The 13,425-nt window shown below is 61.5% G+C and carries 11 protein-coding genes; 10 read left to right on the forward strand and 1 reads right to left on the reverse strand.

Annotation, left to right across the window (positions count from 1 at the left end):
* The first annotated feature begins 132 nt into the window (after positions 1 to 132).
* Positions 133 to 1,272 carry an ROK family transcriptional regulator gene (locus tag ATY29_RS16435; protein WP_097536928.1) on the forward strand — a complete coding sequence of 380 codons (1,140 nt, stop codon included), beginning with the start codon at positions 133 to 135 and terminating at the stop codon, positions 1,270 to 1,272.
* Between the two features lie 29 nt (positions 1,273 to 1,301).
* Here ATY29_RS16435 and ATY29_RS16440 read toward each other — a convergent pair whose 3' ends face one another.
* On the reverse strand, positions 1,302 to 2,348 hold the full coding sequence (locus tag ATY29_RS16440; protein WP_097536954.1) for a Gfo/Idh/MocA family protein: 1,047 nt from the start codon (positions 2,346 to 2,348) through the stop codon (positions 1,302 to 1,304).
* A gap of 337 nt (positions 2,349 to 2,685) precedes the next feature.
* Here ATY29_RS16440 and ATY29_RS16445 point away from each other — a divergent pair, with 337 nt between their 5' ends.
* From ATY29_RS16445 to repC, 9 genes are all read left to right on the forward strand, one after another.
* Positions 2,686 to 3,984 (forward strand): type 2 periplasmic-binding domain-containing protein, encoded by a 1,299-nt coding sequence (locus ATY29_RS16445; RefSeq protein WP_097536929.1) that lies wholly within the window; start codon positions 2,686 to 2,688, stop codon positions 3,982 to 3,984.
* 296 nt (positions 3,985 to 4,280) lie between these two features.
* Positions 4,281 to 5,210 (forward strand): carbohydrate ABC transporter permease, encoded by a 930-nt coding sequence (locus ATY29_RS16450; protein ID WP_097536930.1) that lies wholly within the window; start codon positions 4,281 to 4,283, stop codon positions 5,208 to 5,210.
* A complete protein-coding gene (locus ATY29_RS16455; protein WP_097536931.1) occupies positions 5,207 to 6,049 on the forward strand; it encodes a carbohydrate ABC transporter permease in 843 nt (280 codons plus the stop codon). Before ATY29_RS16450 ends, ATY29_RS16455 begins: the two co-directional genes overlap by 4 nt.
* A 43-nt stretch (positions 6,050 to 6,092) precedes the next feature.
* Entirely contained in the window at positions 6,093 to 7,331 is a 1,239-nt protein-coding gene (locus tag ATY29_RS16460; protein WP_003571665.1) for an ROK family transcriptional regulator, read from the forward strand.
* A gap of 45 nt (positions 7,332 to 7,376) precedes the next feature.
* Positions 7,377 to 8,231, forward strand: a complete 855-nt coding sequence (locus ATY29_RS16465) for a sugar phosphate isomerase/epimerase family protein (protein WP_097536932.1) — start codon at positions 7,377 to 7,379, stop codon at positions 8,229 to 8,231.
* Between the two features lie 22 nt (positions 8,232 to 8,253).
* Entirely contained in the window at positions 8,254 to 9,315 is a 1,062-nt protein-coding gene (locus ATY29_RS16470) for an ABC transporter ATP-binding protein (protein ID WP_097536933.1), read from the forward strand.
* A gap of 240 nt (positions 9,316 to 9,555) precedes the next feature.
* The gene (gene repA / locus ATY29_RS16475) at positions 9,556 to 10,764 is read left to right on the forward strand and encodes a plasmid partitioning protein RepA (RefSeq protein ID WP_097536934.1); all 1,209 of its coding nucleotides are present in this window, start codon (positions 9,556 to 9,558) and stop codon (positions 10,762 to 10,764) included.
* Between the two features lie 69 nt (positions 10,765 to 10,833).
* Positions 10,834 to 11,802, forward strand: a complete 969-nt coding sequence (gene repB / locus ATY29_RS16480; RefSeq protein ID WP_097536935.1) for a plasmid partitioning protein RepB — start codon at positions 10,834 to 10,836, stop codon at positions 11,800 to 11,802.
* 221 nt (positions 11,803 to 12,023) lie between these two features.
* Positions 12,024 to 13,364 (forward strand): plasmid replication protein RepC, encoded by a 1,341-nt coding sequence (repC, locus tag ATY29_RS16485; RefSeq protein ID WP_097536936.1) that lies wholly within the window; start codon positions 12,024 to 12,026, stop codon positions 13,362 to 13,364.
* The last annotated feature ends 61 nt before the right edge of the window (positions 13,365 to 13,425 follow it).

The raw sequence follows: 13,425 nt of genomic DNA on the forward strand, positions 1-13,425 counted from the left end.
GCCCGTGACACCCTCATGACAAGCTTGGTTCGAGCGAGGGAAACGCTTGGCTTGAGACCAACTGGAAAATTATTAAGAGCTTCAAGAACAGGCGTGCTACACAATTGAGATAGGGCTCTAGGGAAGACAGTGATGCGGTATCTTCGGTCAGGGCCGCGTCGGCTTCACACCCAGGAGATGGGCGTTCCGCGCGCCAAAACGGTAGGTCTGAGGTCGGGTGAAATCGCCGATCGGAATATTCGCGTCATTCTGGAGGCAATCCGCCGGCACGGGCCGCTGACGCGCACCGAGCTTGGGCGGCATAGCGGGCTGACCGGGCCTGGCATCACCAATATCCTGCGGCGGCTCGCCGACGAGAAGCTCGTGACGTCGAACCGGCGCACGGGGCTCGGGGGCGGCGCGACCGCCACCGAATTCGCGCTTCGGCCGGAGGGCGCCTTTTCAGTCGGCGTCAAGCTTCGCCAGAGGCGTGGCGAGATGGTGCTCATCGATCTCAGCGGCCAGGTGCATGACCGGGTCTATTTCGCCCTCGATCCAGCAGACAAGGTCAAGCTGGTGCATGCGGCCGTTCGGGATATGGTCGATCGCCATGGCGCATTGCCGATCATCGGGCTCGGCATCGCCGCCAACGACTGGACGGAGGATGAGAGCGACGCGATCGCCGCGATGTCCTCGATCGCCCGTCCCTATGTCGAGAACGAGTGCACGGCAGGCCTTCTCGCCGAGCGCACGATCGGCAGCGCTACGCGGGATCGAGGGCTTGCGATGATCATCATCGATGACGACGTCCAGGCCGGTTTTCTCATTCGCGGCATTCCGTATTCCGGCGTGCATGGCCGGGCGGGCAGCATCGGCGAAATGCTGACCGGCCCCGACAATGTGCAGCTCAACACTGTGGTCGGTTTCGGTTCCCTGCGCTCGCGTATCGGTGACGAGGGCTTTGCGCGCCTGCTGAAAGGCGAGGAAGTCCCCTCCCCGTCGCTGTCGCAGTGGATACGCGAGGCCGCCGGCCATCTGCTCGACCCGATCATCGCCATGGCCGGTTTCCTTGCCCCGAGCGTCGTCATGATCGGCGGCGATCTGCCGCAAGGCGTGATCGAAGCGCTGATCCATCAACTCTCCATCGAGCGGCGCGACACCGCAACGAGACCGTTGCTGACACCCTGGATTTCGCCGATGAAACCGGCGAGCTTCAGCGGCGGCGGCGTGGCGCTCGGTGCTGCCCTCCTGCCCTTCCTCAACACGCTTCTGCTGCCGCCGGCTTCGGCCTGAGGCCAAAAGCGCTACGCACTTTGACCGGATCAGGTCAGCGTTTCGTCGGCGTGGCTAAGATCGGAAGCCAGTGCCTTGTCGAGCACCTTCTGGATATTGGCCGCGCGCCGGAAGGACGGTTCCTGCGTCCTGCCGGCCCGCACGGCCTGGACGAAACGCTGGTAGTTGGTCTCGACGGGATCGAAGGGCACGTCGCGCCAGGTCGCCGTGTGCACGTCTTCACCGAGACAGGCGCGCAGCGTCGACTGGCCGGTATCGTAGATCATCTCTATCGAGCCGGTTTCGCCATAGACGCGGAGGCGCAACTGGTCCAGCTGACCGGCGGCGGTGCGCGTCGCCTGGATCGTGCCGATCGCCCCATTGGTGAAATCGACATTCATAGTGAAGCTGTCATTGGCATCGAGATCATATTCGCCGATCTTATGGCCGGGCGCCTTGTCGAAGGTCTTCAGCCGCGCAAAGACATGGGCGACGTCGAGGCCTGAACCATAGGAGGCGAAATCGACGATGTGGATGCCGATATCGCCGAGTGCGCCGTTTGAGCCGTGCTTTTTGCTCAGCCGCCACAGCCATTTGCTTTCGCTCTTCCAGTCGCCCCAGTGGCGGCCGACCAGCCAGCTTTGCAGATGCGACGCCTCGACATGGCGCACCGCGCCGATCTCGCCGGCGAGCACCATCTGCCGGCCTTTCTGCAGGGCGGGCGAATTGCGATAGGTGAAATTGACCATGCCGACCTTGCCCGAGCGCTCGATCGCCTCGGTCATCTCCATCGCTTTGACCGCATCGGTGGCGAGCGGTTTTTCGCAGAAGACATGTTTGCCGGCAGCGATCGCCTGAAGCGTCGTCGGGTGGTGGATGCTGTCGGGCGTGACGTTCGCAACCGCATCGAATTCGCCCCAGGCAAGCGCCTCCTCCAGTGAGGTGAAATGATGGGCGATGCCGTGTTCGGTGCAGAAGGCGGCCAGCCGCTCCGGGACGACATCGACGCCGCCAACGACGCTGACGCCTTCGATTGCCTTGAAGCGCGCGGCGTGCTGGTTGGCCATGCCGCCGGTGCCGAGAATGAGTAAACGCATCTTCTCCTCCATGGACAGTTTCCGGCCGCGTGCAGCCGGGCAAAACCAAAGCTTGCCATCGCGGCCGTCCGCGATCGCTCTTGCTTCCTTCAGGAAAATTGCGGGGTCGATGCGCCGCGCGCCCTGCCGGACGTCGCATCACTTTAATTTGGTGCGCATCCCTTCCGAAAACCCGGACGCGCGCTAGCTGCTGTTGAATGTCGCCAGCATCTCAACCTCCCAAGCTGCTGCTTGACATCAAATCAAAGTAACTTAATCTAATTAGTGCAGCACGGAAACGAGGAGAGGTCAACCGACCGCCTGGCTGTATTCGTTCAAAATGGGGAGGAGACCCATCATGAAGAGCGTGACCGTCAGCGCATTGGCGCTGAGCACTATGTTTTTTTCCACATCCGCCATTTTTGCCCAGGAACTTGCCACCAAAGACCGGATCGGCACTGCCGATGCGCCGAAGTCGCTGATCGTCCGCCTGACGAACGACAGCCCGAACAATTCCGATCCAGCCATCGCCGAGGGCTACCAGAAACTTTTCGTCGATTTCATCAAGAAGCATCCGGACTGGAAATTGCAGATGCAATTCATGTCCTCCGACATCGGCACCGAACAGGCCAAGATGCTGGAGCAGGCCAAGGCCGGCAACGCGCCGGATTGTGCCGCCGTCGACTCGTTTGTGCTGTCGCAGTTCATGGTCAACAAAGTGCTGGCCGACTTCACGCCCTATTTCTCGAAGGAAGAAGTGGACGATCTCTTCCCCTTCATTCGCAGCGGCATCACCGACAAGGACCAGACGGTGCGCGCCTGGTGGTGGGATACCGACCTTCGCGTGCTCTACCGCAACAAGTCCGTTGTCGCAGATGCGCCGCAGACATGGGACGATCTGAAGGCGGCTGCCCTTGCCTCGACCAAGGAGGGAATGGAAGGTGTGCTCTTCAATGGCGGTCGCTGGGAAGGCACGACCTTCGATTGGCTCGCCAATTACTGGGCGCTCGGCGGCAAGCTCGTCGATGACAGCGGCAAGCCGGTCTTCGGCGAAGGCGAGAACAAGGAAAAATTCCTGAAGGCGCTGAATTATTTCAAGGATCTCGTCGATTCCGGCGCGGCGCCCAAGCGCGTCAGCACGATCGCCAATTACGACGATATGAACGCCGCGGCAGCCGCGGCGACAACGGCCCTCTTCATCGGCGGCAACTGGCAATATGCACAGCTGAAGTCGACGCTCGATGAAGACGAATTCAAGAACTGGACCTTCTCGCCGATCCCCGGACCGACGGCCGATCAGCGCTCGACAGGCACCGGCGGCTGGACGATCGCCTCCTTCAGCAAGGACAAGGAGAAAGTCGAGATGTGCGCCAACCTCGCACGCGACGTCTATATGGGGCCGGCCAATGCGCTGCAGCAGCAGCTGCCGACCCGCAAGTCGCTGTTCGACAAGTATGAGGTGTTCTCGACGGAGGCCAACAAGACTTTCGCAAAGGCTCTGGTCGACGGGCAGGCCCGCCCGGGCGTGCCGATCTATCCTGAAATATCAAACCAGATCCAGATCATGATGGGCGACGTGCTGTCGGGAACAAAGAAGCCGGAAGAGGCGCTGGATGCCGCCTTCAATGCGGCGATGGAGGCTTACAAGCGTCTTTGATGCCACGGGTGCTTGGTTAGCCCCTCATCCGGCTGCCGCCACCCCGGGGTCGAGCCACGGGTCTCGATCCCTCCTTCGGACCCCGCTCCCGAGGAAAAGGGACAAGATGCAACCTCTCCGTCCCTCGCCAACGCCTCGTGGGGCATGTCCCCTCTCCCTGTTCCTACGGGGAGGGGGCTAGGGCGAGGGGCAGCTATCGGCCGCTCTGAAACCCGGCGTCCGTGACGCTTCCAACCACGACAGCGCCTGCCCGTTAAAGGCGTCGTCAACAGTGCCAACCCGGACAGGAAAGCCCAATGAGCCCTATTGCCATCGAGGCTGAGAACTTGCCTCAAAGCAGATCGTTCATGCGCCGTTTCGCCGGGGCGCCGCTGCCCTGGATCATGCCGGTGATCATCGTCATCGGCATCTTCTACCTCTACCCCGTCATCGACGTCTTCCGTCTCTCCTTCACCAATGCGACGCTGATCGGCGACAATCAGCAATATACGCTGGGCTCGATCGTCAATGCGCTCAGCTCGCCGCAATTGCCCGACATTCTCTGGGCGACCCTGATCTTCGTCGGCGGCAGCGTCATCGGCCAGCAGATCCTCGGCCTTGCAGTCGCCGTCACGGTCATCCGCGGCGAAAAGCGCGGTCTGTTCGGCACCACGATCCTCAGAACGACGGCGCTCGTCGCCTGGGTGGTGCCCGGCATTGCCGGCGGCATCATCTGGCAGATGCTGTTTTCCGAAGCACCTTACGGGGCGCTGAACAGCATATTGAGGCTGATGCACATGCCGACCGTCGCCTGGCTTTCCGATCCGGCGATTGCGCCGTGGTCGACGCTGATCTCCAACATCTGGCGTGGCACGGCCTTTTCGATGGTGGTGATGTATGCGGCGCTGAAGTCGATCGATCCCTCGCTCTATGAAGCGGCCGAAGTCGACGGCGCCACGGCCTCGCAGCAGTTTTTCTTCGTGACGCTGCCGCAACTGCGCGCAGCCATCCTCGTCAACATGATCCTCATCACCATCCAGACGGTGAATACCTTCGATGCGATCATCACGCTGACCGGCGGCGGTCCGGGGCGCGCCACCGAGGTGATCTCGCTCTACGTCTTCAACATCGTCTTCAGAAACTACGATCTTTCCGGCGGCAGCGTGCTTTCCGTGCTCATGCTGATCATCAGCCTCGGGCTTGCCGTCGTCTATGCGTCGTTCCTGCCGAAGGAGGAGGAGCAATGAGCGGGAGGACCGGAACGCGGCTCGGCGATGCGCTCAGCTATCTCTTCATGCTGGCGATGTTCATCTTCTTCGCCGGCCCCCTCACCTATCTCCTGTCGATGGCGATGCGCGACAAGCGCGAAATCTATCGGGGCGCGGCGCGCTATATTCCGCAAAACCCCACCATCGACAATTTCATCACCGTGCTCAACAACAGCTACTTTCCGATCTATCTCTGGAACGGCCTCAAGCTCGCGGCCCTGAGCGGGATCGGCGTGCTGATCGTTGCGTTGCCCGCGGCTTACGCTTTCTCCCGCTTCAACTTTCGCGGCAAGGGCCTGTCGATGATGGGGCTCCTGCTTTTCCAGATGATCTCGCCGCTGGTCATCATGGTGCCGCTCTACCGCTATATGAACCAGCTCGGCCTGCTGGACACGCATTTTGCCGTCGTCATGGTCTATATCGCGCTCGGCGTTCCGCTGGCGACCTGGCTGCTGAAGAGCACGGTCGACGGCATCCCCCGCAGCCTCGACGAAGCCGCCATGATCGACGGCTGCAACCGGTTTTCGGTCTTCTGGCGCATCGTCCTTCCCTTGTCGGCGCCGGGCATCGCCTCCGTCTTCATCATCACGGTGATTGCCGGCTGGTCGCAATTCCTTGTGCCTTTCCTGCTGCTCACCAAAAATGACCTGATGCCGATCGGCGTCGGAATCTTTAACTTCCGTGGCATGCAGACCGACTCGTCCATCCAGTTGCTTGCCGCCGCCTGCCTGATCTCGGTGGTTCCGGCAATCGTCGCCTTCCTCTCGCTGCAGAGACTGATCCTCGGCGCGATGACCAGCGGCGCGGTGAAAGGATGAGGGCCGGTTTCAGTCTCCCATGCGCGATGAAGGATGCGACCCCATGAACCAGACGCTCGGCGCCAGGCCGTCACCCGATCTGACCGGCGCCAATGTCGAAGATGCAGGGGAGCATAACAGGGCCGTCGTCCTGCGCTGCATCCATCGCCAGGCGCCGATTTCGCGGGCCGAGATCGCCCGGCGGACGGGTTTTACCAAACCGGCGATCGCCCGCATCGTCGATCGGCTGCTGGATGAGGGGCTGATCATGGAAGCCCGCCGGCGACATGGGCTGAGAGGCCAGCCGGCAATCGAACTCGAGATCAATCCGGATGCCTGTTTTGCGATCGGCATCAATATCGATCGCGACCACCTGACGATCCTGGCGGTCGACGCCGTCGGCAATGTCCGCGCCCGGGTGCATCATGAAAAGCGCTTCATCCTGCCCACGGAATTCCTGCAGCTGACATCAGATGCGATTTCGCATTTCCAGCGCAGCCGGCTGATCGACGACGCGCGGCTCGCCGGCATCGGCCTGGCGATGCCGGATTGGCTTGGGGAGATTTCGCTGCTCGGCAAGCCCAAGGCCTATCAGGAATGGACTGAATTCGATGTGCGCGCGGCGCTGGAGAACCTGACGCAGCATCCTGTCTTCATCGAAAACGAAGCCAATGCCGCAGCCCTTGCCGAGCTCGACTACGGCCTCGGCGCGGAGAGCAGCAGCTTCTTCTATATCGCCGTCAATGCCTGCCCGGGCGGCGGCCTCGTGCTCGACGGCAACGGTCATCGCGGCGCCATGGGCCTCAGCGGCGAGATCGGCTGGCTTCCGATCGCCGACGGCGGCGACGGGAAAGCCCAGAAGGTCCAACTTCTTGGCGAAATCTTCTCGCTGTTTTCCCTTTATGATTTCCTGTCGCGGCAAGGCGTCGAGGTGAGTGTTCCCCACGATCTCCTGACGCTGGATACACATGGCAGGCGCTTGGTTTCGCAGTGGCTGAAGGAAATGAGCGCGCATCTGGCCGTCGCCGTCAAACATATCGGTATGATCGTCGATCCCGACGCCGTCCTCGTCGGCGGCCGGCTGCCGATCCGGATCGTCGACGAGTTGCTGCGTTATGTTCACGAGCACCTCGATGCCAACGACGTCACTCTTCCGTCGCTTCATCGCGCCTCGATCGGCGAGGATGCCTCGGCCATGGGGGCGGCGGCCATGCCGATGGCGGCGGCCCTCATGCTCGCATCGGCGGATGTCGCCCAACGCACACGCTCGCCGCTCAAAAACATGGATCGCCTGAACAGTTGAAACGGCCGCAAGGCTCCCGGATTTCGATGAGGATCGGAGGATATGATGAAGATCGGCTTCTACACCTCGACATTCAATGACCGTCCGCTGGAGGAGGTCGTGGATTTCGCCGCGTCGGCCGGGTTCGATGCGATCGAGATCGATGTCGGCGGCCATATCAAGACGCCCGACCGGGTGGAGGAGGCCATCTCGCTGGCCAGGAGCCGCGGTCTCTTCGTCTCCTCGATCACCTATTTCGGCAACCAGCTCGATGCCGACCGCGACAAGCGCCGGGAGCTTCGGGCAAAGACATCAGAATTCGCCAGAGCGATCGGCGCCGCCGGCGTCCCGATCTTCGTGATCTTCCCCGGTCGCGACGATACGGCAAGCGACGAGGCCAATTACGACGACTTCGCCGACTTCGCAAACGGGCTGATCGCAGAGACGCAGGCAAGCGGCCTCACCTTCGCGATCGAGAACTGGCCAGGGCCGAAAGACAATTTCATCGGGACGACGCCGAAGGGATGGCAGGAGCTTTTCCGCCGGATCGAAGACCGCCGCTTCGGCCTGGAATTCGATCCCTCGCACCTCATCCGCATCGGCGTCGATCCCTATCGGGCGCTGGAGGCGGTCAAGGATCGCATCGCCATCCTCCACGCCAAGGACACGGCGATCGACGCCGAGGCCCTGCAGGCGATCGGCTATCACGGCAAGGGCTGGTGGCAATACAAGCTGCCGGGGCTCGGCCTGCTCGACTGGCCGCGTTTCCTCAGGCAGGCACGCGGCCACGGTTTTGACGGCACGCTGTCGATCGAGCACGAGGATGCCGCCTATGGCTGGCCGGGCAAGGACCTGGCGGCGCGCAAGCAGGGCGAGCGCCTCGGCCTCGATTATCTCAAAAGCGTCTTGAACGGACTTTGACGGCGAATTCGGGAGGAGCTTCATGGCCCATGTTTCGGTCAGCAATGCGCGCAAGGATTACGGCGCGTTCAAAGCCATCAAAGGCGTGTCGGTCGATATCGGCGACGGCGAATTCGTCGTACTGGTCGGCCCCTCGGGCTGCGGGAAGTCCACCTTACTCCGGATGATCGCCGGCCTGGAGGGCATCACCTCGGGGAAGATCCAGATCGGCAAGCATATCGTCAACGAGCTTGCGCCCAAGGATCGCGACATCGCCATGGTGTTCCAGAACTATGCGCTCTATCCGCATATGACGGTCGCCAAGAATATGGGCTTTTCCCTGCGGCTGAAACGCATGCCGAAGACCGAAATCGATCAGCGGGTCGGTAATGCTGCCAAGATCCTCGGCCTTGAGACCCTTCTGGAAAGATATCCGAAGCAATTGTCGGGCGGCCAGAGGCAGCGCGTCGCCATGGGTCGGGCGATCGTGCGCGACCCGGCCGTCTTCCTGTTTGACGAACCCTTGTCGAACCTCGATGCCAAGCTCCGGGTGCAGATGCGCTCGGAGATCAAGGAGCTGCATCAACGGCTGCAGACGACGACCATCTATGTGACCCATGACCAGATCGAAGCCATGACCATGGCCGACAAGATCGTCGTCATGAAGGATGGCCTGATCGAACAGTCAGGCTCGCCGCTGGAGCTCTACGATCGGCCGAACAACCTGTTCGTTGCCGGCTTCATCGGCTCGCCGGCGATGAACTTCATCCGGGGCAACATGACCGAAGGCGGGTTCAAAACCGTCGACGGCCTGCTGTTGCCGAGTGAGCGCCGCCCGAGCAATGCCGTGACCTACGGCATTCGTCCCGAACATATAAGCCTCGATCCCAGTGGCATCGCGGTGACGACCGTCGTGGTGGAGCCGACCGGTTCGGAAACGCTCGTCATTGTCCGGCTGGGCACACAGACGCTCACCTGCGTCTTCCGGGAGCGGATCAGGGCCGCCCCCGGCGAGGTGCTGAAGATTGCGCCGATCCACGATACCGTCCACCTGTTCGGCGCCGACGAGCAGCGGATCACATCAGGCGAAACGCCTCTGAGCTAAGCCGGCCGATTGCCCCTCCCCTTCGGCCGGATGGCGGCCGGGGGCGCGTCTTCCGCGCCTCCGGCCCCGAAAGCCCCAGTCTTTTCCCGAAAATCATCTAGATCCAGCCAAGTGTTTGAACGAGGACCGAAAAGGTTAATATGCGTTAACCTTAAAATTCTTGGCCGACATCGGAGAATCGCGGATAACGGTTAGAAGGGGATTTGATCCCGAAAATCGTTATCTGAAAGATTGCTGCCGATGAACGCTAATTTGGCCGCCTTGAACAAGGCGCCGTTGCATTTCGAGGATCAGATCCTCGAACAGGGCGACGTGATTTCAAAAAAGCTCCATCTGCTCAGCGTGCAGCGCTTTCCGCCCAACGCGAAGAAGACGCTGCGCAATTTCTCCCTGGCGGAGGTTGCCAACTATGTCGGCGCCTCGCAAAGCACGCTGAAGAAACTGCACCTCGAGGGGAAAGGCCCCTGCCCGCTGACATCGCCTTCCGGGCGCCGTTCCTACACCGCCGAGCAGATGCTGGAATTGAGGCGACATCTGGATACGCACGGCCGCTCCGAGAGCCGCATGTACGTTCCCCATCGCCGCGGCCACGAGAAACTGCAGGTCCTGGCCGTCGTCAATTTCAAGGGCGGCTCGGGAAAGACGACGACGGCTGCCCATCTTGCCCAGCATCTTGCGCTGACCGGCCATCGCGTTCTGGCCGTCGATCTCGATCCGCAGGCATCCCTATCCTCCCTGCACGGCTTCCAGCCGGAATTCGACCAGGTCCCGTCACTTTATGAAGCGATCCGCTACGACGGCGAGAAGAAGCCGCTCTCCGAGATCATCCACAAGACGAACTTTCCCGGCCTCGATATCGTGCCGGCCAATCTCGACCTGCAGGAATACGAATATGATACGCCGCTTGCCATGGCCGACAAATCGACCAATGACGGCAAGACCTTCTTTACCCGCATCTCGCGGGCGCTCGCCGAGGTGGACGATCGCTACGATGTCGTCGTCATCGATTGCCCGCCGCAGCTCGGTTACCTCACGCTGACGGCGCTGACGGCAGCGACGAGCGTGCTGATCACCATCCATCCGCAGATGCTTGACGTCATGTCGATGGGTCAGTTCCTGCTCATGCTCGGCGGCATCCTGAAACCGATCCGCGCGGCCGGCGCCGAAGTGAACCTCTCCTGGTATCGCTATCTCGTCACCCGCTACGAGCCGACCGATGTGCCGCAGGCGCAGATGGTCGGCTTCATGTCGACGATGTTCCACGAGTTCATGCTCAAGAACCAGATGGTCAAATCGACGGCGATTTCGGATGCCGGGATTACCAAGCAAACGCTTTATGAGGTCGAACGCGCCTCGCTTAATCGGGGAACCTACGACCGGGCGCTGGTGGCGATGGACGCCGTCAACGCAGAGATCGCAGAGCTTATTCATCAGGCATGGGGGCGGTGAATTTGTCGGCTGACAAATTCGCCTTTTCCATAAACCAAATCAATGGAATGACCGACATCGGAGGAAGCGATGGCACGAAAGAATCTCCTTGAAGGGCTGGCGAATATGCCTGACGAGAATGCAGGCGCGCCGAACTATCCGATGCGCGGGGCAGGCCGCTCGCTCGTCCGTTCGCTGGATGAGCTCGCCAAGCAGGCCGAGAAATTCCTGGAGGGCGAGGCGGTGGTCGACCTCGATCCCGATGTCGTCGAGGCTTCTTTCGTCAAGGACCGGCTGACGGAGGATGACGAAGAATTCAGTGCCTTGGTCGAAGCGATCCGCGCGCGCGGGCAGGATACGCCCATTCTGGTGCGCCCTCACGCCAGGATCGATGGCCACTATCAGGTCGTCTTCGGTCACCGGCGGCTGCGCGCGGCCCGCGAACTCGGCCGCAATGTCAGAGCCGTCGTCAAGGCAGTCGACGACCGCACCCATGTCATCGCCCAGGGCCAGGAGAATTCGGCCCGGGCCGACCTCACCTTCATCGAGCGGGCACTCTTCGCCAGGCGGCTGGAAGAACTCGGCTACGACAGGGACGTCATCTCGACCGCCCTTGCCGCCAATGCGGCGTCGATCTCGAAGATGATTTCGGTCATGGATCGGATTTCGCCGGAGATCGTTCAGGCGATCGGCCCCGCACCCGGCATCGGCCGCGAACGCTGGGTGGCGCTTTCGCTGCTCGCCGGCAAGGCGTCCAACGCGGCAGATATCGCCAAGGTCATGGAAGAGGGCAACTTTCCCCGCCTGCCTTCCGACAAGCGTTTCGACGTGCTCTACACGGCACTGAACAAAAGCGCCCGGCCGGTGAAAAAGACGCAGGCCGCGGCGGGGAAGATCAAATGGCAGCCGCAGGACAAGGCCGTCCAGGCGGAAATGAAGAATGACGGCAAGGCGTTCTCGCTCTCGATGAAGGCGAGGAATGCCGGCCGCTTCGGGGAATTTCTCTCCAGCAGGCTGGATGCGCTCTATGAGCAATTCCTCGCCGAGGAGAGCAAATAAGGAGACTGAAACCGCAAAAGAAAAAGGCCCCCAAACGACCTGAGTCGTGGAAGCCCTTCTCCTATCCTTAAGCAAGACAGAGAATCGCATTTTCACGAATCCCAGTCAAGAGTCTTACCGCGCTGCGCGTCTTTTCAGACGCGCAAAAGACGCTGTGACACTTGTCAACCTCGCATCGTTTCGGTGACCGGATTTCTTTTGCCTGATGAAAGGTGAAGGAAATGGAGAGTGAATTTGTAACGACGCCCTTTGGGCGGCGGCCGATGTCGCTTGCCATGCTGCTGAGACAGCGGCGAGGCGAGGCGATGGAGGCTGGGACGAGGCGCAACAAGTGGAAGCTGTTCCGATCGGTCTGCGAGGCCCGGGCGGAACTCGACGTGACTGACAGAGCGCTGATGGTGCTCGATGCGCTGCTGAGTTTTTATCCCGAGGATGAACTCTCCAGCGAAAGGGGGCTGGTGGTCTTTCCCTCGAACGTGCAACTTTGCCTCAGGGCGCGCGGCATGGCCGCCGCGACGCTGCGCCGGCACCTGGCGGTCCTCGTCGAGGCCGGCCTCATCTCCCGCAAGGACAGCCCGAACGGCAAGCGCTATGTCCGCCGAGGCAGGGAAGGCGAGATCGGCGAGGCCTATGGCTTCAGCCTGGCGCCGCTGCTTGCCCGTGCTACAGAGATCGAAGCGATCGCCGCACGCATCGCCGACGACCGGCAATTGTTGCGGGGGATGAAGGAGCGGCTGACCATCTGCCGGCGTGACATCGCCAAGCTCATCTGCGCAGCCGTTGAGGAGGCGATCCCCGGCGACTGGGCCCGTCTCTCTTCGACATTTCACGCGCTGCTGCAGTCCATTCCGAGAGCGGCAACCCTCGAAAGCCTGTCACCGATCCTCGAAGAACTTGAGACGATCCGCCTCGGCGTCATCAACACCTTGGAATCGCCAGAGAAACATCGGATAGCGAGCACCAATGAATCCCAGATTGAGCGCCACATACAGAATTCTAATCCCGAATCCATATCTGAATCTGAACCGGGCTTGGAAACGGTGCAGGAGGCGAACCGGGATCTTGAGCCGAGTTCAAGGTTGGATAGGCGGGAACCCGGAGTGGCCGGGAACGGATCGCGGACCACTGCCGGGACAAATGCCGGGGAATTGAAATCCTTCCCGCTCGGCATGGTCGTCCAAGCCTGTCCTGACATCGTCGACTACGGGCCAGGCGGCAGGATCGCCAGTTGGCGGGATCTGATGACGGCGGCGGCCGTCGTTCACTCGATGCTGGGCGCCAGCGCCTCGGCCTACGAGGAGGCGGCCTGCGTGATGGGACCGCAGAACGCCGCCGTCGTCATGGCCTGTATTCTGCAAAGGGGAGGGTGCATAAACTCCGCCGGCGGTTATCTCAGGGATCTCACGCGACGCGCCAAACGCGGCGAATTCGCGCTCGGCCCAATGTTGATGGCGCTGTTACGGACAAAGGACCGCTTTGAAGTTGGGCTTGAAGAGGGTTGCCGGAAGGTCAACTTCGGGACAGAGCCTGGAGCGCCTGCTCGGCAAAACGGGGTGAGGTGAGCGCGAGTCTTCCGATCGATGGTTATGAGCTCGGAAAGCCTCGCTACCCCCGAACGTAGCG

This window comes from Rhizobium hidalgonense (assembly GCF_002914525.1).
Lineage (GTDB): Bacteria > Pseudomonadota > Alphaproteobacteria > Rhizobiales > Rhizobiaceae > Rhizobium > Rhizobium hidalgonense.

Bases quoted from the DNA above. Each gene is read 5' to 3' on its own strand.
- ATY29_RS16435 (WP_097536928.1), top strand. From the start codon at position 133: ATGCGGTATCTTCGGTCAGGGCCGCGTCGGCTTCACACCCAGGAGATG.
- ATY29_RS16440 (WP_097536954.1), bottom strand. From the start codon at position 2,348: ATGCGTTTACTCATTCTCGGCACCGGCGGCATGGCCAACCAGCACGCC.
- ATY29_RS16445 (WP_097536929.1), top strand. From the start codon at position 2,686: ATGAAGAGCGTGACCGTCAGCGCATTGGCGCTGAGCACTATGTTTTTT.
- ATY29_RS16450 (WP_097536930.1), top strand. From the start codon at position 4,281: ATGAGCCCTATTGCCATCGAGGCTGAGAACTTGCCTCAAAGCAGATCG.
- ATY29_RS16455 (WP_097536931.1), top strand. From the start codon at position 5,207: ATGAGCGGGAGGACCGGAACGCGGCTCGGCGATGCGCTCAGCTATCTC.
- ATY29_RS16460 (WP_003571665.1), top strand. From the start codon at position 6,093: ATGAACCAGACGCTCGGCGCCAGGCCGTCACCCGATCTGACCGGCGCC.
- ATY29_RS16465 (WP_097536932.1), top strand. From the start codon at position 7,377: ATGAAGATCGGCTTCTACACCTCGACATTCAATGACCGTCCGCTGGAG.
- ATY29_RS16470 (WP_097536933.1), top strand. From the start codon at position 8,254: ATGGCCCATGTTTCGGTCAGCAATGCGCGCAAGGATTACGGCGCGTTC.
- repA (WP_097536934.1), top strand. From the start codon at position 9,556: ATGAACGCTAATTTGGCCGCCTTGAACAAGGCGCCGTTGCATTTCGAG.
- repB (WP_097536935.1), top strand. From the start codon at position 10,834: ATGGCACGAAAGAATCTCCTTGAAGGGCTGGCGAATATGCCTGACGAG.
- repC (WP_097536936.1), top strand. From the start codon at position 12,024: ATGGAGAGTGAATTTGTAACGACGCCCTTTGGGCGGCGGCCGATGTCG.